The organism is Methylobacterium sp. CM6246, from assembly GCF_054818005.1.
Genome location: NZ_JBTXKY010000001.1, coordinates 3390513 through 3407300 on the forward strand (window position 1 = coordinate 3390513; position 16788 = coordinate 3407300).

The 16788-nt window shown below is 71.1% G+C and carries 25 protein-coding genes; 11 read left to right on the forward strand and 14 right to left on the reverse strand.

Annotated features, from left to right (window positions below; translation table 11 throughout):
* Positions 1-9 precede the first annotated feature (9 nt).
* The 5 genes from ACYQPG_RS16665 to ACYQPG_RS16685 form a co-directional block, all read right to left on the reverse strand.
* On the reverse strand, positions 10-1350 hold the full coding sequence (locus ACYQPG_RS16665; RefSeq protein WP_246692288.1) for an efflux RND transporter periplasmic adaptor subunit: 1341 nt from the start codon (positions 1348-1350) through the stop codon (positions 10-12).
* Positions 1351-1499: 149 nt separating this feature from the next.
* Positions 1500-1859, reverse strand: a complete 360-nt coding sequence (locus ACYQPG_RS16670; RefSeq protein ID WP_461231277.1) for a hypothetical protein — start codon at positions 1857-1859, stop codon at positions 1500-1502.
* 100 nt (positions 1860-1959) lie between these two features.
* Positions 1960-3003: an AraC-like ligand-binding domain-containing protein gene (locus ACYQPG_RS16675; RefSeq protein WP_147910774.1), complete on the reverse strand. Its 1044-nt coding sequence runs from the start codon at positions 3001-3003 to the stop codon at positions 1960-1962.
* Positions 3004-3440: 437 nt separating this feature from the next.
* On the reverse strand, positions 3441-3620 hold the full coding sequence (locus ACYQPG_RS16680; RefSeq protein WP_147910778.1) for a hypothetical protein: 180 nt from the start codon (positions 3618-3620) through the stop codon (positions 3441-3443).
* Between the two features lie 398 nt (positions 3621-4018).
* On the reverse strand, positions 4019-4852 hold the full coding sequence (locus ACYQPG_RS16685; protein ID WP_147910775.1) for an outer membrane protein: 834 nt from the start codon (positions 4850-4852) through the stop codon (positions 4019-4021).
* Positions 4853-5053: 201 nt separating this feature from the next.
* Between ACYQPG_RS16685 and ACYQPG_RS16690 the strand changes: the two genes are divergently transcribed.
* From ACYQPG_RS16690 to ACYQPG_RS16700, 3 genes are all read left to right on the forward strand, one after another.
* Complete coding sequence (locus ACYQPG_RS16690; protein ID WP_147856356.1) at positions 5054-5296, forward strand: hypothetical protein; 243 nt, start codon at positions 5054-5056, stop codon at positions 5294-5296.
* Positions 5297-5357: 61 nt separating this feature from the next.
* Positions 5358-5678 (forward strand): energy transducer TonB, encoded by a 321-nt coding sequence (locus ACYQPG_RS16695; protein ID WP_187278435.1) that lies wholly within the window; start codon positions 5358-5360, stop codon positions 5676-5678.
* Positions 5679-5775: 97 nt separating this feature from the next.
* Positions 5776-5976, forward strand: a complete 201-nt coding sequence (locus tag ACYQPG_RS16700) for a hypothetical protein (protein WP_147856358.1) — start codon at positions 5776-5778, stop codon at positions 5974-5976.
* Positions 5977-6027: 51 nt separating this feature from the next.
* Here the strand turns inward: ACYQPG_RS16700 and ACYQPG_RS16705 are convergent, their stop codons facing one another.
* Both ACYQPG_RS16705 and ACYQPG_RS16710 read right to left on the reverse strand, forming a co-directional pair.
* On the reverse strand, positions 6028-6228 hold the full coding sequence (locus ACYQPG_RS16705) for a hypothetical protein (RefSeq protein WP_147910776.1): 201 nt from the start codon (positions 6226-6228) through the stop codon (positions 6028-6030).
* A gap of 93 nt (positions 6229-6321) precedes the next feature.
* Positions 6322-6804 carry a DUF2721 domain-containing protein gene (locus ACYQPG_RS16710; protein WP_147910777.1) on the reverse strand — a complete coding sequence of 161 codons (483 nt, stop codon included), beginning with the start codon at positions 6802-6804 and terminating at the stop codon, positions 6322-6324.
* A gap of 576 nt (positions 6805-7380) precedes the next feature.
* Here ACYQPG_RS16710 and ACYQPG_RS16715 point away from each other — a divergent pair.
* A complete protein-coding gene (locus tag ACYQPG_RS16715) occupies positions 7381-8217 on the forward strand; it encodes an outer membrane protein (protein WP_419828398.1) in 837 nt (278 codons plus the stop codon).
* 114 nt (positions 8218-8331) lie between these two features.
* On the opposite strand, the gene ACYQPG_RS16720 is transcribed toward ACYQPG_RS16715, so the two are convergent.
* Entirely contained in the window at positions 8332-8838 is a 507-nt protein-coding gene (locus tag ACYQPG_RS16720) for a hypothetical protein (protein ID WP_147939541.1), read from the reverse strand.
* Positions 8839-9020: 182 nt separating this feature from the next.
* Between ACYQPG_RS16720 and ACYQPG_RS16725 the strand changes: the two genes are divergently transcribed.
* The 5 genes from ACYQPG_RS16725 to ACYQPG_RS16745 all read left to right on the forward strand — a co-directional run bounded on the left by ACYQPG_RS16725 (position 9021) and on the right by ACYQPG_RS16745 (position 11883).
* Positions 9021-9206, forward strand: a complete 186-nt coding sequence (locus ACYQPG_RS16725) for a hypothetical protein (RefSeq protein WP_419828399.1) — start codon at positions 9021-9023, stop codon at positions 9204-9206.
* Positions 9199-9408: a hypothetical protein gene (locus ACYQPG_RS16730; RefSeq protein WP_147939539.1), complete on the forward strand. Its 210-nt coding sequence runs from the start codon at positions 9199-9201 to the stop codon at positions 9406-9408. The genes ACYQPG_RS16725 and ACYQPG_RS16730 overlap by 8 nt, the downstream gene beginning before the upstream one ends.
* Before the next feature lie 139 nt (positions 9409-9547).
* The gene (locus tag ACYQPG_RS16735; protein WP_419828400.1) at positions 9548-9817 is read left to right on the forward strand and encodes a GCG_CRPN prefix-to-repeats domain-containing protein; all 270 of its coding nucleotides are present in this window, start codon (positions 9548-9550) and stop codon (positions 9815-9817) included.
* Between the two features lie 136 nt (positions 9818-9953).
* Positions 9954-10163: a hypothetical protein gene (locus ACYQPG_RS16740; RefSeq protein ID WP_147939538.1), complete on the forward strand. Its 210-nt coding sequence runs from the start codon at positions 9954-9956 to the stop codon at positions 10161-10163.
* Between the two features lie 328 nt (positions 10164-10491).
* Positions 10492-11883, forward strand: a complete 1392-nt coding sequence (locus tag ACYQPG_RS16745; protein ID WP_419828401.1) for an L-serine ammonia-lyase — start codon at positions 10492-10494, stop codon at positions 11881-11883.
* A gap of 43 nt (positions 11884-11926) precedes the next feature.
* On the opposite strand, the gene ACYQPG_RS16750 is transcribed toward ACYQPG_RS16745, so the two are convergent.
* The 3 genes from ACYQPG_RS16750 to ACYQPG_RS16760 all read right to left on the reverse strand — a co-directional run bounded on the left by ACYQPG_RS16750 (position 11927) and on the right by ACYQPG_RS16760 (position 12803).
* Entirely contained in the window at positions 11927-12172 is a 246-nt protein-coding gene (locus tag ACYQPG_RS16750; protein ID WP_419828402.1) for a hypothetical protein, read from the reverse strand.
* Positions 12169-12405, reverse strand: a complete 237-nt coding sequence (locus ACYQPG_RS16755; protein WP_147907854.1) for a hypothetical protein — start codon at positions 12403-12405, stop codon at positions 12169-12171. Before ACYQPG_RS16755 ends, ACYQPG_RS16750 begins: the two co-directional genes overlap by 4 nt.
* Positions 12406-12599: 194 nt before the next feature.
* On the reverse strand, positions 12600-12803 hold the full coding sequence (locus ACYQPG_RS16760) for a hypothetical protein (protein WP_058192874.1): 204 nt from the start codon (positions 12801-12803) through the stop codon (positions 12600-12602).
* Between the two features lie 265 nt (positions 12804-13068).
* Here ACYQPG_RS16760 and ACYQPG_RS16765 point away from each other — a divergent pair, with 265 nt between their 5' ends.
* A complete protein-coding gene (locus ACYQPG_RS16765) occupies positions 13069-13455 on the forward strand; it encodes a TIGR02300 family protein (protein WP_147907853.1) in 387 nt (128 codons plus the stop codon).
* Positions 13456-13487: 32 nt separating this feature from the next.
* Here the strand turns inward: ACYQPG_RS16765 and ACYQPG_RS16770 are convergent, their stop codons facing one another.
* Complete coding sequence (locus tag ACYQPG_RS16770; RefSeq protein ID WP_419828403.1) at positions 13488-13676, reverse strand: hypothetical protein; 189 nt, start codon at positions 13674-13676, stop codon at positions 13488-13490.
* 132 nt (positions 13677-13808) lie between these two features.
* Here ACYQPG_RS16770 and ACYQPG_RS16775 point away from each other — a divergent pair, with 132 nt between their 5' ends.
* A complete protein-coding gene (locus tag ACYQPG_RS16775) occupies positions 13809-14396 on the forward strand; it encodes a hypothetical protein (RefSeq protein ID WP_246692721.1) in 588 nt (195 codons plus the stop codon).
* 162 nt (positions 14397-14558) lie between these two features.
* Here the strand turns inward: ACYQPG_RS16775 and ACYQPG_RS16780 are convergent, their stop codons facing one another.
* Positions 14559-14768, reverse strand: a complete 210-nt coding sequence (locus ACYQPG_RS16780) for a cold-shock protein (protein WP_007563113.1) — start codon at positions 14766-14768, stop codon at positions 14559-14561.
* Positions 14769-14892: 124 nt separating this feature from the next.
* Positions 14893-16755 (reverse strand): glycosyltransferase family 2 protein, encoded by a 1863-nt coding sequence (locus ACYQPG_RS16785; RefSeq protein WP_419828404.1) that lies wholly within the window; start codon positions 16753-16755, stop codon positions 14893-14895.
* Positions 16756-16788: the final 33 nt, after the last annotated feature.

A 16788-nucleotide genomic window follows, 5' to 3' on the forward strand; every position in this document is an offset into this window, starting at 1 on the left:
TCCGGCGCCTCAATCGTCGTGGCCGGCTTCGGCCTTGCCGAGCTCGGCTTTCAGCAGGAAGGTGTTGCCGACCGCGATCTCGGTGCCGGCTGCGAGGCCCGCGGTGACCGCGTAGGATTCGTCGTCGGAGCGCCCGAGCTCGACCGAGCGCATCGCGAAGCCCTCCGGCGTGCGGACGAAGACCACACGCGCACCCGCCACGGTCTGGAGCGCCGCCTTGGGCACCCGGACCGGCACGGGATCCCGGTCGATCTCGATCTCGGCGGTGACGAAGGTACCGGGGCGCCAGGCCAAGTCGGCGTTGGGCAAGGCGACCACGACCCGGGCCGAGCGGGTCTCCGGGTTGAGGAACGGGCTCACGAAGATCACCCGGCCCTCCTGGTGGCGGCCGCCGCCCTCCCGGCCCGGGGTGACGGTGACGCGGGCGCCCTCCTGCACCCGGGCGAGGTCGAGGGTCGGCACCGACAATTCGATCCAGACGGTGGAGAGGTCGGCCACCAGGTAGATCTCGGCCGGGTCGCCCTCCTTGCCGACCGCCGAGCCGACATCGACCTTCCGCTCGACCACGCGACCGGCGAACGGCGCGCGCAGCTCGTAGCGGCGCAGAGTCGAGAGCGTCGGGGTCGCCTCGTCGCGCTTCTGCGCGGCCGCGACCGCGGTGGCGTCGAGCCCCAGCGCCGACAGCTTCTGGCGCGCCAGGTCGGCCCGCAGCCGGGTCTCGAGGAACGCCGCACGGGCGCTCTGGAACGCCGATTCCGAGGCCGAGCGCGAGGCCAGCAGCTTCTGCTGGCGCTCGAAGTTGATCGTCTGGAGTTCGACCTGGACCAGGGCGGTCAGGTACTCGCTCTTGGCGTCGGCGACCTCCCGGCTGTCGAGCACGGCCACGACCTCGTCCTTCTGGACGGCGTCGCCCAGGCGCTTGCGCATCTCCGCGACGGTCCCGACCACCCGGGCGGGAACCCGGGCGATCCGGTCGGTATCGGGGGTGATGGTGCCGGGGACGAGGAGGTGGCGGGCCAGCGTGCCGCCGGTGACCGGCGCGACCGCGATGCCCTGCGCCGCGACCTGTTCGGGCCGCATCCGGATCACGCCCGCCTCGGCGTGCTCGTGGTCCGGATGCCCTTCACTCTGGTGCGCCTGGTTCTGGAATTCTCGCCCTTCCGGCGCGGCGGCCCGCGTCGGGCCATGATCGTGATCGTGCCCGGCGGGCTCGGAGCCGGGATGGCCGGTGGCTCGGGGCAGGCCGACCGCCCCGAGGCTGTCCCGGACGAAGCCGGACACGCCCGGAACCGCGGCCCCGACGACGATGCCGGCGGCCAGGAGGAGAGCGGAGAGGAGGAGAACGGACATACGGAGACGCATGGAGGCCTGCTCGGCCGGGACCGCGGCGCGCCGCTCGGCGGCGTCCGGGGAATCCCGTTCAGATGACGCGTGAGGGCGAGCCGGACGCCCGCGCGGGCAGGCCGGCCAGGACGCGCGCCGAGACCGGCGGCGTCGGCTCAGGCGCGGGGGGGCCGGGGCAGGCGGTCGGGCACGACCGAGGGGAGGGCGCCGGAGATCCGGACCGCGACCGGACGGACGGGAACCACCGGCGGCGCCAGGGCTCCGGTCTCCAGGCGCGCGACCTGGTGGCAGCCGCAATGGAGGTGCTCGGTCACGCCGGGATCGACGCTGGTGCCGGCCTCCGCGAGCGATGGCCCGTCGACGCGGTCGTGATGGCCGCCGGCATGGAACGCCAGGTCCGCCGCGAGGCCGACGCCCGGTCCGGCCAGGCAGAGGGTCAAGACGAGCGCGAGCATGCGGGCGGCGATCGCCCACCAGCCGCGCCCCGAGCGCCCGTGCCGAATCCGAGACTTCATCGGGGCCGTTATGGGCGATCCGGCCCCGGGCGCACAAGGGCCGGCGCGATCGAGGTACCGTTCGGCCGTCCCGCGACCCGAAGGAGCGGGGCGAGGCGGCTCACGCCGACAGCCGGAGGATCCAGTCGTAGAAGTCGGCCCAGCCCTGGCGCGCCGGGAGCGGGGCGGGCGGCGCGCCGGCTTGGATCTGGGCGCGGGTCTGGGCGCGGACGTCCCGGGGGGCGCAACCGAACGCGTCCCGGAAGGCCTGCGTGAAATGCGCGGGGTTCTCGAAATGCCACCGGTAGGCGACCTCCGAGATCCGCGCGAAGCGGCCGTCCCCGGGGCGGGCGAGGTCCCGGTAGGCGCGGTCGAGCCGGCGCTGGCGGATGTAGCCGGCCACGCCGCCCATCGGGGCGAACAGGCGGTAGAGCGTGCTGCGCGAGACGCCGAACCGCCCGCAGAGCGCCTCGGCGGTCAGGCCCGGGTTGGCCAACTCGGCCTCGATCACCCGCCGGATGACGAGGAGGATCGGTGCGCGCTCCGGCGCCCGGTCGGTCCGCTCGCCTCCGGACAGGCGCGGCACGGCAGCGCCGAGCAGCGTCGCGGTCGCTTCCGCGGCCGCCCGGGCCTCGCGTTCCGAGAACCCGTCGGCATGGGCGCTGAGCGAGCGGAGATGGTCTGCGAGCAACTTGCCGAACGGCGTCGTGCCGTGCAGGACCGTCCCGTGCAGCGTGTCGAGATCGACCGCCCCCGCGCCGAACAGCGGCCGCGGCAGGACCAGCGTCAGGGCGCGGTAATCCGTGGAGCGGGCCGCCAGGGGCCGGGACAGGTCGAACAGGCAGATATCGCCGGGCCCGCAATCGTATTCGCTGCCGTCGATCTCGATCCGGGAGCGGCCGGAGACGCGGACATGCGCCAGGATGTGATCGACGCCCATCCGGGCGACCAGGGCGCGCGAGCGCTCGAACCGCAAACCGGAGGCCCCCGCCCGGCACAGGATGGCGTTGCCCAGGTGCCGGACCTGCGACTGCCCGCGGAAGTCGGCGACATCCTCCGGCCGGATGGCGAACTCCCAGAACGGCGCCACGGCCTCACGCCAGGCCGCGGCTTGAAGCAGACCAGGTCCGTCTCCGCCCATCTCCAGGACTGATTTCGACCGCATCGCCTGAGTCGTTCATCCCGACATGCGCGTGCGCAGCCGGCCACGTGCTGATGTCAGGTGCTGGTTTGCAGATGAAAGGTCAAGCTTCGACGATTGGGATACCGGATTTATGCGGCGATACCACGACGTAGAATATAATCCTCGAGAACGCCGGCATCTAAGGGATCGAACCTCAGTCCATCGCGCAAGACAAGCGAGCCTTCGTGTCACGGATTCCGAATTCGGGCCGATCTCTATCGGGAGCCGACGGGCGCTCGCTCGCTTCCGCAGGCGGATGGTCTCGCGGCGTGTCACGCTAGGCGCGCTCCGCTCCTCTGGGGCCGGCGCACGAAAAACCCCGCGGACCCGGTCGGGCTGCGGGGTTGAAGGCGGCACGGTCGTCGGAGCACGGGGCTCCGGGATCGACCGATTACATGGCGCTCAGGGTCGAGGCCGGGTCACTTTCCGCTGGGCGCCGCACCGCTGCCCGTGGCCCCGTTCCCGGTGCTGTTGCTGCCGGCCGGCGAGCCGGAGGTCGAGGTGTTGCCGTTGGGCGTGCTCTGGGCGGCCGCCATCCCGGCGCTGCCCGCGACGAGGGCGAGGGCGAGAAGCGTGGACTGAAGGGTACGGCTGGTCATGAAACGCTCACATCCCGAAGGACCGGCCGGGGCCGGCATGACCTGGACAACGGTGACGGCGCCGGGGCTGTTCCAGGCCCCCGCCCCCCGCCGCAGGGCACGGACCCGCAGCGCGGCGGCTCTGACGGGCTTGCGGAGCGGGCAGCCGTTCTGCGCAGCACGGAATCCCGCCGAGGCCGGGTAGACTGCCCGGCGCGCCCGCATGATCGAGCCGAGCGGTCGGAGCGCCGCCAGCCCGTGCCACGGGCTGAAGACGGGGCCGTCCGTCGTCCAGGCCCGAAAACCCCGTTCCGTGCCGTCCTGGCCATGTTCAACGACAAACGCCCCGGGCGCGGAAGCACCCGAGGCGTTTGCCGGCACAATGTCCGCCCGGCCTGATCGGCCGGGCGGCGTTGGTCCTAGTACGAGCCGAACTTGTAGTTCAGGCCGGCGCGGACGACGGCGAACTCGTCGTCGCGGCGGCCGATGGCGCTGTAGAAGGCCGGGACGTTGTTGGCGGCGTTGATCACGAACGCACCCTGGTTGCGGGTGTTGCGGTCGAGGTTGACGTACAGGCCTTCGACCTTGAGCGTCACGGCCGACGAGCGGAAGAAGTTCAGGAACGAGTCGACCGGGAGGGCGTATTCCATGCCGCCGCCGACGGTCCAGCCGGTGCGGAAGCTGTCGTTGCCGGCGAAGCCGCCGAACGAACGGTCAGCGCTGCCCGAGCCGTAGGCGAAGCCGCCGGTGCCGTACACCAGGACCCGGTCGAAGGCGTAGCCGAGGCGGCCGCGCACGGTGCCGAAGAAGTCGAGGCTCGACAGGCCGCGCGGGTCGGTCACGTAGAAGCCCGGACGCAGCCCGCCACCGGTCACGAAGGCGTTGTTCCGGCCACGGCCGAAATCGAGGTACTGGGCGTCGGCCTCGACGCCGATGACCACGCCCGAACCCGGGGTGAACTGGTAGTTGTAGCCGACCTGGCCACCGCCGGAGAAGCCTTCCTGGTTCCGCTGGCTGAAGTTCGCCGTGGCGACGCCGGTGGCGAACGCGGCCGGGATGCCGAAGCTGGAGGTGCTGTTGCTGCTGGCGTCGAAGGCGTAGCCGGCGTTGATACCGAAGTAGGCGCCGGTCCAGGTGAACACGGGCACCGGGGTGAAGATCGGCGGCGGGGCGGCGCGGCGCGGCAGGTCGGCGGCCGAGGCGGCGGCGGTCAGGGCAGTAAAGGCGGCCAACGAGGCCAGAAGCGTCTTCATAACTGGTCTTTCCCCAGCGAATGTTCCTATCGAGCGGGAAATTACCCGGTTTTCCACACTCAAGCTGTATCGCCACGGCCACAGGTGCCGCGGAAGGGAATTTTGGCGCCATCGGGCCGCCGACCTGAACCATCCTGCCACCGGCCCGTTGGCGCCGGACGCTCTCGGGAACGACGGTGCGTCGCCCCACGCGGAGGCCCCATGACGAAGCTGTTCATCGCTCAGATTCGCGACGCGGACGGAGACAAGCCCCTCGTGACGGTGCGGGCGGAGGCCGAGGGCGAGGCGCGCCTGTTCCTGGCGGCGGCCTACCCGGAAGCGGAGATCGCCGGCCTCACCGAGCCCAGCGACTGGACCAGCGACGCCGATACCGGGTCCCGGGCCGGCGACATCCGCGAGCATCCCGGCACCGCCTGGCAGACGCCCTCCAGCCTGGCGGATTGACTCGCATTCGAGTGATTCCTTTCACCGGCCGTCAGCCCGCCTCAGTGAGGCTGGCGCGGTGATGTCCGGTGATCCCACGCCCCGGCTGCTCGCGGCCGCTTCCGCCCTCACGGGCGCCGCCTCCCTGATGGTCCGGTCGGAACCGTCCTGGACGGGCGTGCTGGTCGGCCTGTCGTGCCTGGCGCTCTGGGCCGCCGGCACCCTGGCGTCGAGACCCGGCAAGCCGCTCGCCCTGACCAAGCCCGCCCGACCGGTGGTATTGGAGGCGGTGATCGTCGAGCGGCCCCGGCCGCCGCTGCTGCTGCCGCCGCCCCCTCGGGTGGCGGATGGGCATGCGGCGGATGTTGGGCAGGTGCCGACGCATCGCCGAACCCGCGGCTAGCGTTGGCCCCGCTCCGCGCGGCGCCATCAACGCGAGCTTCTGCCGCAGCACCAAGGCTCGAGGATCCGCGTTGCCCGCAGCCAACACGGAGACAGGCATGGCCGACACCGCTGACGTGACCACCTACACCATCAAGCAGGCCCTGGCCGCCCAGGTCGGGGACCATATCGAAATCGCGGTCGAGGCCGAGGACGGCACCAAGCTGAAGCTGAAGGCCACCGCCGACCAGCTCGACGCCCTGGTGGGCGACCTGGAGACCATCCTGGACGCGGACGATTCGGACGGCGAATCCGCCTGACCTCACATGCGGGGCCGCCGGCCTTTCGGCGGCCCTCCCGGCGATCCGGGCCTATCGCTTCGCTTCGAGGGCCGGCGCCTCGATCAGCGGGATCAACGGCTTCAGGTCGATGACCGGTCCGCCGATGTCGAAGTAGTCGTTCTCGCAGGCCAGTTCCTCGTCCTCGTCCCGCCGCCCGGACGGCAGGATGGACGACAGCATTCCGAGGCACAAAGCACCGGCGATGAGGGCAACAAGGATCGCGACGCTCATGGCGGAACACTCGGACGAAGCGGACGCGTAGAATCAGGCACCCTCGAGATTAAGACGAAGTTCCTTTGCCGTGCAATGCGAAAGACGAGCCGGTCACGATTGGGCCGGGACCTTGTCCTGCTGGTGCTCGACTTCGTCGCGCACGCCGTGACCCGCCATCAGGATCTCGGTCATGAACGCCCCGATCGCAGCGACCGTGCAGACCAGTGCCGCACCGAAGCAGGCGAACAGGATCGAGGCGGTCGCCGCATCGCGCATCGCTCCGACGAACAGCGTCAGCACCGCCATCCCGATCAGGCAAGCGCCGAGCGAGGCGAGGACCACGGCGACATCGAGCACGAAGGAGCGCCGCCGCAGGAAGGTCAGCCTGCGGGACAGGCGCGCGGCCTCCATGTCGGTCGCCTTGGCGATCTGTCCCGAGAGGGCATCGACCTTGTCGGAGATTCGGCCGAGACGGGCGGAGAACACGTTCAGCAGGGTCGCGAGCGCCGACAGGAGGAAAGCCGGCGCCAGGGCGACCTGGATGATGTGGGCGATGCTGTCGGGCTCGGTGGAGCTCAAGGAGAAGCCGAACATGGGCGCGCTACGCTCGCGGACGTGGCGCAACCGCCCGGTCTCTGGCGCCGCCCCGCGCGACGGCGGATGATCTCGGGTTCAGCATGCCGGGAGCGTCACCACAGGATGGCGTCCGAGCGCAACCCGCGGACCACGCCGCGGGGCCGGGGCATGCCCGCGCCACGCAGACTGTTCGCGGGATGGCGGTTATTCACCGAGGGTTTACAGCCCCCGCACAGGCGGCAGGGGGCGTTAATTAATCTTAACACCCATCAATAGTCCCGGACGGGCTTGCGAGGCGCCGGCCACTCCGATCTAAGTGAGCACGAAGCTTCCTGGTTGGTCCTGGGAATGTTCTCGAGCAAACTAAAGCCCCGTCTGCCTCGTGCGGCGGGGTTTTTTGCTGCCGGAAACTTCGAGATACAAATCTTCGGGCTCAAGTGGCAATCTTGGGCGCGGGATGTGCTCAATCGCACGGACCCAACCACCGGTCCGGGACCCTGGAGGCGCTGTTGCAGCGCTGCACTATCGCGTTTCCCCGACCTGCCGTCTCTGTTGCCGGGCACACATCCCGCCGAACGGGAGACAGAGGACCCGATGATCAAGAAGCTTCTTCTCGCGAGCGCCGCCACGGCCCTCCTGACCGGCGCTGCCTCGGCCGCCGACCTGCCGCGCCGCGCCGCCCCGCCGCCGATCTTCACCCCGGTGCCCGTGTTCACCTGGACCGGCGCCTACTTCGGTATCAACGCCGGCTACGCCTTCGACGCCAGCAGCCGCTCCAACAATTCGGTCTTCGGCATCCCGGCCCCCTACGCCGCCGTCGGCACCACCGCCACCTTCCGCGACCGCAGCCAGGACGGCTTCTCGGGCGGCGCCCAGGTCGGCTACAACTATCAGTTCACCCCGGGCTCGGGCGTGGTCGTCGGCATCGAGGCCGACGCCCAGTACCTCGACTTCGGCCGTAGCCGGAACAACGCCTTCGTGAACGGCGCCGTCGCCCCGGGTTACTACGTCACCGACCCGCGCGGCCTGTCGAGCCTCGACTATTTCGGCACCGTGCGCGGCCGCCTCGGCTACGCCTTCGACCGCACCCTCGTGTACGGCACCGGCGGCTTCGCCTACGGCTCGGGCAGCGCCGACCGCTCGTTCGGCGGCTACGCCGGCAACGACAGCTTCCGCACCGGCTACGCCGTCGGCGGCGGCATCGAGTACGCGCTCCCCACCGACTCGTTCCTGAACTTCTTCCGTTCGAGCGCCGTGACGCTCAAGGTCGAAGGCCTGTACGTCAACCTGGAGCGCGGCAACCGCAACCAGGGTGCCCTGGTCGTCAACGCCGCCAACCTCGTCCCGGTGGCCTACAGCGCCATCGGTCGCCGCGACGACGAGTTCGCCGTCGTCCGCGCCGGCCTGAACTACAAGTTCGGCTCGTACTGAGCAGCGCCGCCGAAACCCCTTGACCTAAGCATCCCCAGCCCGATCAGACTGGCCGCTTGGTCGAGAAGCGTCCCGGGATCACATCCCGGGACGTCTTCATCTGTGCGGTCCCGGTCAGGCTTGGACGGCGTGCTCCAGTTCGGCCTTCGACATCCGCGAGCGGCCGGAGACGTTCTGCGCCCTGGCCTTGCGCATCAGCTCCGCCTTCGTGGTGCCTTCGCGGCCGCCCTTGCGCGCCGCCGCCGCCTTCTCGGCCGCGGCCTTGGGCTGCTTCGAGAACTGCTTACCCTTGCGCGTGTCCGCGCGCTTCTTGGCGGTGCTGGCCGCATATTCCGCATCGGTCAGGCTCTCGCGGGCCTTCCTGGGCAGGTAGCGCTCACCGGTCTCGCCGCTCTCGGCGCCGGACTTCGTGCCCCATTCCTCCTCGGTCCACTGCGTGAGGTGGTTGTCGGACGCCTTCTTGCCGGCGTAGCCGCCGCCTTCCTTCTTGTATTCCGCGGTCGCCATCTGAGCCTTGCGGGCCGACCATTGACCGGGCTTGCCGCCCTTGTCGGATTCGGTGACCGCGTGCTTGACCGTCTCCCACAGCTTCGGATCTGTCTTCTTGGCGGTTCCTGACATCGCTGCGCCTCGCGATTGTAGATTTGGCCGTCAACACCACGGCTGTCGCGGTGTTCCTGCATGCGCATCCGGCACGCTGCGACCGAACGTCGGGCGCGCCGCGTCGACATCCCGGCGGCCCCGGGCGAGACGGCCGGATACCGGAGGCGTCTCGGGCGGTTGCCTCCGAAAGGGAGTCTCGCATGCCCGACGGACCGACGGCCGACACGCAAGACCTCGCCGAGACCGAGTATGACGCCCACCGCCGGGCGCGGGCGACCGCCAGACATCAGCCCGCCCCTCCGGCTGCCGCCAGCCCCGACCGGGCAGCCCCGGACGAGGGCCCGAAGGCCAGCTCGCCCGACGCGAAAGGATCCCAGCATGGCTGACGTGCCCGCCGACACGCAGGCGCAGCGGATGCCCCACGGCAAGCCGAAGAGCGAGGGACTGGCCAACGCCCCGCTCGATACGGCCACCGGCACGGTCAAACCCCAGGACGGCCCGATGGATCGAGCCGGCACCGAGGCGGAGGAGGCAGCCCGGGGTGGCACCAGCCTTGGAGCGGAGCGCGACAAGCCCAGCGGCCGTTAAGCCGGCCCCGGACCCGCGGACTCATTCATGTTTCCGGGCGGTCAAAGCGGGGGTCAGCCGGCATTCAGGCCGCAGGGACGATCTCACCCTCAGCCTGCGCCGGGCGGACCCGGGGCAGGTTTGCACAGAGGGTCTGATCATGATGCACGTGAAGATGCTCGCGGCGGTTGCAGCCGTGGCCGGCGGTCTCGGCTTGGCGTCCGCAGGCGCCGCGCCGCTGGCACCGATGGCCGCCGACGCCATCACCGGCACCGCCCCGATCACAGCGATCGCCTACGGGTGCGGCCCCGGTTTCGCCCCCGGGCCCTACGGCCGCTGCCGCCCGATGTACCGCCGGCCGCGCTTCTACGGTCCCCGCTGCTTCTTCCGCCCGACGCCCTTCGGCCCGCGGCGCGTCTGCCGCTACTGAAGCTGCCGCGCGCCGGGGCTCGACGCCCCGGCCGCACCGTGACCGGGATTTATTTCCGGCCGTCGAAAAAGCGCAGCGGCGCCGGCACCGAACCCCGGGCCGCCTCGGCGGTTGGACCTGAGGTCAGGAGTTTGTCATGGCCCGGGATCAGAGCGGCAGCGCCCAACCCTCTCCGGAGGACCGGAAGGCGAGCGCGCGCGCCGGCCGGAAACGGCTCGGCGCGAACGGCTATCCGCAGGCGGCCCCGGCCGCCGAAGGCCGGGACGCGGCCGAGCGCGGGACGGAATGCAGGGCGCCGGAACCAGCCCCCGCCGCGGTCGAGGACGGCACCGAAAAGGCGTTGTAGCACGTCACGCAAGCGGCCCAGGGACCGCGCGGACCGGCAACCGTCGCCCGCGGAGGCTCGTGTCCGGTCCTGCCCCGACCCTTCGGCCTCCCTCCGAGGCAGCCGAACGGAGCGACGCCGGTCTGGCGCAAGGAACGCATAGAAACGCATCCCGAGGGCGCCCCGGTCGGGATCCGGGCCGTTATCGCGGCTTGGCGCGTTTCTTCCATTCGGAGCCGGTGGGCAGGCCAGGCATGACCGGGCAGTTGCGCCTCCGGCGTGGAGCCGGCTTTCGGGGAAAAGGCGTCGCAGGCCATGACAGGGCCCCGCGGCCGGGACAGGCAAACCGATGTTTCTGAGCGTGTTCGACGTGTTCAAACCGGGCCTCGGCCCCTCCTCGTCCCACACGATGGGGCCGATGACGGCTGCGGCCGACTTCTTGGACCTGCTGCGCCGGCATGATTCGCACGCAGGGGCGGCCGCCCTCCGGGCGACACTGCACGGCTCGCTGGCGTTCACCGGGCGGGGACACGCCACCGACCGCGCCGTCGCGCTCGGTCTCCTCGGTTTCCGGCCGGCCGATATCCCCATGGACGACGCCGAACGCGCGCTCGAGGCACTGCGCGTCGAGAAGCGCCTTGCTCCGGCGGGCCTGCCGGTCCTCGCCTTCGATCCGGCGACGGCGATCATCTTCGATTACGGACCGCCGCTGCCCGGTCACGCGAACGGCCTGGTGATCACCGCCCTCGACGCGGCGGACGCGCCGCTCGTCTCCGAGACCTACTACTCGATCGGCGGCGGCTTCGTCATCACCGCGGCCCAGCGCGCGGCCGATGTGCCGCCCCCCACCGCGGCCGCGGACCTGCGGCTGTGGCCGTACCCGTTCGAGACCTCGGCCGCGATGCTGCGCATGGCCCGCGACAGCGGCCTGTCGGTGGCCGCGATGAAACGTGCGAACGAGGCCGTCGGCCGCTCCGACACGGAGGTCGATGCGGGCCTCACCCGGATCTGGCAGGCCATGAATGCCTGCGTCGAGCGGGGCCTCGCCCGCGAGGGCGAATTGCCCGGCGGCCTGCGGGTCAAGCGCCGTGCCAAGCGGATCCGGGACCAGCTCGACCGCGAGCACGGCTCGAATACCGCCCAACCCCACGTCATGGCGGACTGGCTGAGCGTCTACGCCATGGCGGTCAACGAGGAGAACGCCGCCGGAGGACAAGTCGTGACCGCGCCGACCAACGGTGCCGCCGGCGTCGTTCCGGCGGTGATTCGGTACTACATCGACCATTGCATCGGCGCGGATCCGGGCCGGATCCCGGAGTTCCTCCTGACCGCCGCGGCCATCGGCGGGCTGATCAAGCACAACGCTTCGATCTCCGGGGCGGAGGCCGGCTGCCAGGGGGAGGTCGGCTCGGCCAGCGCCATGGCGGCGGCCGGCCTCTGCGCCGTGCTCGGCGGGACGCCCGCCCAGGTCGAGAATGCCGCCGAGATCGCCCTGGAGCATCACTTGGGGATGACCTGCGACCCGGTGGCCGGCCTGGTGCAGGTGCCCTGCATCGAGCGCAACGGGATCGGTGCCACCAAGGCGGTGGCGGCAGCCTCGTTGGCGCTCCGCGGCGACGGCTCGCATTTCATGCCGCTGGACAATTGCATCGCGGCGATGCGGCAGACCGGCGAGGAGATGAGCGCGAAATACAAGGAGACGAGCCTGGCCGGGCTCGCGGTGAACCTGCCGGAATGCTGACCGGGCCAATCCCTAAACAAGCGGCACCCGCGTCAGGCGGCGCTCAGGATTTGAGATCGGCGGTGACACGGCCGGCGCTGCGCACCGGGCCGTCTCGGCCCTCGACCAGCGCGCGCAGGTCCGCCTCGTCCAGCGGCTGCCCGTCCGGCCCGGTGATGCTGATGCTGTCGTGACCGGCGGCCCGAAAATCGCCCAGCTTCTTGAGCGCCCATTCCGGCGTCGGGCAATTGTACGTCGCGGTCCCGTGGGGTTTCCTCGCCCGCACGACGAAGAGCGGTGCGGACGTCATTCGAGTTCGATGCCCGCCGCGCCGAGGATGACGCGCTGCTTCAGGATCGCGATGCGATGGGTCCGGATCGTGTGCTCGATCTGGGTGACGCCCGGATCGTCATCGGTGGCGTTCAGCAGCACGAGCGCGTCCGACAACGCGGCGATCGCGAACTCGTCCAACAGGATGTTGAACGCGAGGCGTTCCCGCAGGGTCGCGCAGGTGCAGTCAGGCTGGTCTTTCCGCTGCGGCATGTTCGATAACGAGCGGGACCGCCGTTGGTTCTCCGGCCGTCGCCCACACACCACCCGGCCACGCCCTGCAAGGCAGGCGAACGCAGGTGCGCCGGCAGCCCGCCGCAAAGCGGGCTGCCGGCATCGTCACCGAATCAGTGCGGCGCGCCTCAGATCAGGGATCGTGAGGTGCCACCGCCCGGAATCATGCGTTTTTAGCGACGGCCGCCGTCGGCGCCCGGCTTCATGGCGCGCTCGATGGCCTCCATGGCGCTCTCGAACGCCTTCGCCTCGCTGCGGTGCGGACGATCGGATCGCTCGATCAGCTTGCCGCTCCGGCGGATGGCCCATTGGAAATGGCCCTCCGGCTTGGCGATGGGGGAGACCTCGATGGAGTAGGGGTGTGGTACGTCTGACATAAGTGCCCTATGCCAGCCTTGCCGCGCGGATGCCAGTCACCTGCGGGCATTCCGCGGCGCAATCTGTCATGGGCTGGGGGCAACGGACCGGTACGGCACCGCGGGCCCGGGCATCCGGGCGGGCGCGTCGAGCCGGGCACCGCCCCGGCGGCGGCCCCGTGGGATCCGTCTCGGTCGAGGCGGGTCACCGGGCGCCGTCCTGTGCTACACACCCTGAAACCACGCCGGCGATCCGGCATCGATCACGTTCTTAAGGAGAGTTGCAGTGGCGCGTCCGGACCTTGGTACAAAGCGGATCTGCCCGACGACGGGGAAGAAGTTCTACGACCTCAACAAGGATCCCGTCGTCTCCCCCTACTCGGGCGAAGTCGTCCCGACCGCGGTCGCGACCTCGTTCGGCCGGACGGCCGCGCCGGTCGTCGCCCGCAAGGAGGCGCCGGTCGAAGAGGAGGACGAGGCCGAGGGCCCCGAGCTCGTGTCCCTCGATGAGGTCGAGGCCGAGGAGGCCGACAAGGACACCGATACCGAGGGCGACGACGCCCTGGACATCGAGGACGACGGCGAGACGGTCGAGGACGACACCCTCGTGGTCGACGAGGACGACGACAACACCTCCGACCTCGTCGAGGTCAACGACGACGACGACGAGTAGGATCGTCCGAACGCGATGACGCCGTCGGGGCGTCATCGCGTCGTGGCCGGCGCGAAGGCGTGCACCATGTCGGCCGCGGCCAGATCCGGGACGTGATCCGGCCCCGAGGCTTGCGTCCGCGTCGCGGGCTCCGCGAAATAGGCGTCGACCGCACGGCCGCCCGCCTCGATCGCGATGCGCTCGTCGGTCACCAGGTCCCGGAGCGTGGCCGTGCCGGGCATCGGCAAGGTCCTGCACCGCGGGCGGTGAGTCCGACACGTAAGCGACGTTCCGAAAGGAGGTCCCCGCCTTTCGGAAGAAGACGATGCGGATCGAGGCGCTCGCGCATCGTGCCGGGTCCGATATCCGGCACGATGCGCGATGTCGCAGCCCGGGCGGCCGTGCCTGCGGCACCCGCCCCCGACAGGATCGACAGCGATGGCAATTCCGGCCACGGCACCCCGCGCTTGACGGTCCCGCACGCCACGGGAGCGCTCGTTCCCGGCCGGTCCTGCGGATCATGCACGGCCTGCTGCCGCATCCTGGAGATCAAGGCCCTGGCCAAACCGGCGGGAATCCTGTGCCGGCACAATTCCGGCCGGGACTGCGGGATCTACCCCGAGCGTCCCGAGGCCTGCGTGCAATGGCACTGCCTCTGGCGCCGGATCGCGGCCCTGCCGGATGCGCTGAGGCCGGATCGCGCAGGCGTCGTCTTCGCGCTCGAGCGTCGCAATCCCGGCGCGTCTCCTGGCAAGCGACCTGGCGCGGACGCCCCGGAGGGCGCCTGTATCGTGGGTCGTGCCCTGGACGGCGCGGACGCGTTCGAGCGCTGGGAGGCGGTCGAGGCCTTCGCGATGTTCGTTCGGGAGGGTTCGTTGCCGGTGTGGAAGGCGCATGACCGGCACGCGACCTTGCTCTACCGGGGTCCGGCGGTCGCCCATTCGTCCGAGGACGAGACGTGACACGCCCCCCCGCGCCCAGATCCGATCACCGGGCAGCGGGGAGGTCGTGGATCTCACCGGCGCGAGCCGATACGCAACGCGGCTCGCAGGACCGGTGATAGCCGGCTCCGGTTAGCCAAAGCGCAAGCGGACGCGCGCGCTTCGGTCCCGGATCGGGAAAGCTCAGTCGGCCTTGAGGTTGGCCGCGCTCTCCTTGCCGCTGCGCCGATCGGCCTCGACGTCGTAGGAGATCTTCTGTCCCTCGATCAGGTTGCGCATCCCTGCGCGCTCGACAGCCGAGATGTGGACGAAAACGTCCTTGCCGCCATCATCGGGCTGGATGAAGCCGTAGCCCTTGGTCTCGTTGAACCACTTCACGGTACCGGTAGCCATAGAGTTGTCCTAGTCGTCTCCGGCTCGCCAAAGCGACGTGCCGCAGGGGCCGAACGAGCCGCCTCGGCCGACTGTTCCCAAAGTTCCGCACGCGCGTGACGGGCGGGCCATCGAAAACCGCCCGTCACGGCGCCGCCCGCCGCCGCAACCGGCCGCTGCGCGAGGTACGCGACAGGCCGTGCGGCGTCTTATTCCAGCGCACCGGCGCGCGGACCAGCTCGATCAGGGCGAGCCAGGCAGCCAGGCTGACGAGCAGGAAATAGAGCGGCATCCAGGGGGCCGACTGCGCCAGGTCGCCCCAGCCGCGCCGGGCGCAGCCGATCAGGGTCGGCAGCACCATGGCGGCGAACCCCACGCCGAACAGCGTCATGGCGATCCCGGCCACGAGGTTGTCCGGAAAGGACGGCGCGGCCGGGATCTCCGCGACCAGGTAACGCCAGGCGGCGTAGGCGAGGCAGACGGGATAGGCGAGCGCCGAGGCCACCGTGCCGGGTACCAGCGCCGCCGCGCAGAGCGCCTCCAGGGTCCCGAGGCGGCGGGCATTGTCCAGCGGGCGGCGACCGTGGGCGAGGCTGGTCTGCATCAGGCCCTTCAGCCAGCGGGTGCGCTGGGCCAGCCAGGGGCCCAGCCGGGCCGGCGCCTCCTCGATCGTGGCGCTCGGCAGGTCGCCGACCGCGTAACCCGCCAGGGCGAGCCGCATCCCGAGGTCGGCATCCTCGGTGACGTTCCAGGGGTCCCAGCCGTGCAGCGACCGCAGCACCCGTGTGCGTAGGTGCATCGATGTGCCCCCGAGGGGGACCGGCACGTCGAGGCGCGCGAGCGCCGGGTTCAGCACGTCGAACAGGCCCGCGTATTCGAGCGCGAAGGCCCGGGCCAGACGGGAATCGCCGGCATTGTCGATCACGAGGCGGCCCTGCAGGCAGGCGGTCCTCTCGGGCAGGCGCGCGAACAGCGTCGCGGCCAGCCTCAGCTGCCCGGGATCGGGCACGTCCTCGGCGTCGTAGACCGTGAGCAGGGCGCCGCGGGCGAGCGGCAGGGCGGCATTGAGCGCCCGCGGCTTGGTGCGGGGTGCCCCCGGCGGCACCGTGATCACCTCGAACCGGGCCGGCAGGGCGATCGGCGCCAGGGCCGCCGCGGTCTCGGCATCGTCCGCCTCGATCAGCAGCTTGATGTCGAGCTTCGCCGCCGGATAGTCGAGGGCGGCGAGTCCCCGAATCAGGTCGGGCACCACCGCCGCCTCGCGGTGGAGGGCGACGAGCACCGTGTAGACCGGCAGGTCGGCGTCGACGAGCAGGTCAACGGCCTCGGCCGCCACCGGCGCCGCGATGATCGCCGCGGCGAGCCGGACCGTCGTCATCGCCAGGAACAGGGCCTGCCCGGTCAGCGTCACGGCGCGGGCGATGGGCGGCGGCAGCACCGAGAACAGGCAGAACCCCGCGATCAGCACGAGCACGAGGAGCAGCAGCCACCGGCTCGCGGGCTCGGACGGCACGGACCGTTCGGGCGCGTGCCGCCGCAGATCCTGCGCCGCGTGATCCGCCACCGCCCCCGGAATCGCGGCGAACACCGCCTCGCGCAGGTGCGTCGGGCTGGTGATCGCCGGCATCGCGACGCGGCGCGGCCCGTCGAGAAGCTCGGCGATCAGCCGGCCACGGGGCGCCAGCACGCAGGCGGCGACGGACCCGAGGGCCAGGGGCGCGAGCCCGGCGACCAGGCTGTCGGGGAAGCGCAACCCCAGGCCGAACGGGATCGGACCGCCGAGGAACGGGGCGCCGAGGCGCCGGGCCAGGGCGCGGTAATAGGCCGTCTCCTCCATCAGCCCGGAATTCAGCAGCGCGGTCGCCGCATCGGTCCCGGCGGCGGCGGCGTCCCGGGCCGCCCGGGTCAGGAGGCGGGCATCGATCCCCTCGGCGCGCAGGAACGCGATCTCCGGCGGCAGGGACATCGTCGGGGCGATCGAGGCCGTGGGCAGGCGCTGCACCGACATGCCGACGCTCCCCCGGCAGCCCCAGGACGTGGT

Excerpts from the sequence above, each read along its gene's own strand:
- ACYQPG_RS16665 (WP_246692288.1), bottom strand. The coding sequence starts at position 1,350 with ATGTCCGTTCTCCTCCTCTCCGCTCTCCTCCTGGCCGCCGGCATCGTC.
- ACYQPG_RS16670 (WP_461231277.1), bottom strand. The coding sequence starts at position 1,859 with ATGAAGTCTCGGATTCGGCACGGGCGCTCGGGGCGCGGCTGGTGGGCG.
- ACYQPG_RS16675 (WP_147910774.1), bottom strand. The coding sequence starts at position 3,003 with ATGCGGTCGAAATCAGTCCTGGAGATGGGCGGAGACGGACCTGGTCTG.
- ACYQPG_RS16680 (WP_147910778.1), bottom strand. The coding sequence starts at position 3,620 with ATGACCAGCCGTACCCTTCAGTCCACGCTTCTCGCCCTCGCCCTCGTC.
- ACYQPG_RS16685 (WP_147910775.1), bottom strand. The coding sequence starts at position 4,852 with ATGAAGACGCTTCTGGCCTCGTTGGCCGCCTTTACTGCCCTGACCGCC.
- ACYQPG_RS16690 (WP_147856356.1), top strand. The coding sequence starts at position 5,054 with ATGACGAAGCTGTTCATCGCTCAGATTCGCGACGCGGACGGAGACAAG.
- ACYQPG_RS16695 (WP_187278435.1), top strand. The coding sequence starts at position 5,358 with ATGTCCGGTGATCCCACGCCCCGGCTGCTCGCGGCCGCTTCCGCCCTC.
- ACYQPG_RS16700 (WP_147856358.1), top strand. The coding sequence starts at position 5,776 with ATGGCCGACACCGCTGACGTGACCACCTACACCATCAAGCAGGCCCTG.
- ACYQPG_RS16705 (WP_147910776.1), bottom strand. The coding sequence starts at position 6,228 with ATGAGCGTCGCGATCCTTGTTGCCCTCATCGCCGGTGCTTTGTGCCTC.
- ACYQPG_RS16710 (WP_147910777.1), bottom strand. The coding sequence starts at position 6,804 with ATGTTCGGCTTCTCCTTGAGCTCCACCGAGCCCGACAGCATCGCCCAC.
- ACYQPG_RS16715 (WP_419828398.1), top strand. The coding sequence starts at position 7,381 with ATGATCAAGAAGCTTCTTCTCGCGAGCGCCGCCACGGCCCTCCTGACC.
- ACYQPG_RS16720 (WP_147939541.1), bottom strand. The coding sequence starts at position 8,838 with ATGTCAGGAACCGCCAAGAAGACAGATCCGAAGCTGTGGGAGACGGTC.
- ACYQPG_RS16725 (WP_419828399.1), top strand. The coding sequence starts at position 9,021 with ATGCCCGACGGACCGACGGCCGACACGCAAGACCTCGCCGAGACCGAG.
- ACYQPG_RS16730 (WP_147939539.1), top strand. The coding sequence starts at position 9,199 with ATGGCTGACGTGCCCGCCGACACGCAGGCGCAGCGGATGCCCCACGGC.
- ACYQPG_RS16735 (WP_419828400.1), top strand. The coding sequence starts at position 9,548 with ATGATGCACGTGAAGATGCTCGCGGCGGTTGCAGCCGTGGCCGGCGGT.
- ACYQPG_RS16740 (WP_147939538.1), top strand. The coding sequence starts at position 9,954 with ATGGCCCGGGATCAGAGCGGCAGCGCCCAACCCTCTCCGGAGGACCGG.
- ACYQPG_RS16745 (WP_419828401.1), top strand. The coding sequence starts at position 10,492 with ATGTTTCTGAGCGTGTTCGACGTGTTCAAACCGGGCCTCGGCCCCTCC.
- ACYQPG_RS16750 (WP_419828402.1), bottom strand. The coding sequence starts at position 12,172 with ATGACGTCCGCACCGCTCTTCGTCGTGCGGGCGAGGAAACCCCACGGG.
- ACYQPG_RS16755 (WP_147907854.1), bottom strand. The coding sequence starts at position 12,405 with ATGCCGCAGCGGAAAGACCAGCCTGACTGCACCTGCGCGACCCTGCGG.
- ACYQPG_RS16760 (WP_058192874.1), bottom strand. The coding sequence starts at position 12,803 with ATGTCAGACGTACCACACCCCTACTCCATCGAGGTCTCCCCCATCGCC.
- ACYQPG_RS16770 (WP_419828403.1), bottom strand. The coding sequence starts at position 13,676 with ATGCCCGGCACGGCCACGCTCCGGGACCTGGTGACCGACGAGCGCATC.
- ACYQPG_RS16775 (WP_246692721.1), top strand. The coding sequence starts at position 13,809 with ATGCGCGATGTCGCAGCCCGGGCGGCCGTGCCTGCGGCACCCGCCCCC.
- ACYQPG_RS16780 (WP_007563113.1), bottom strand. The coding sequence starts at position 14,768 with ATGGCTACCGGTACCGTGAAGTGGTTCAACGAGACCAAGGGCTACGGC.
- ACYQPG_RS16785 (WP_419828404.1), bottom strand. The coding sequence starts at position 16,755 with ATGTCGGTGCAGCGCCTGCCCACGGCCTCGATCGCCCCGACGATGTCC.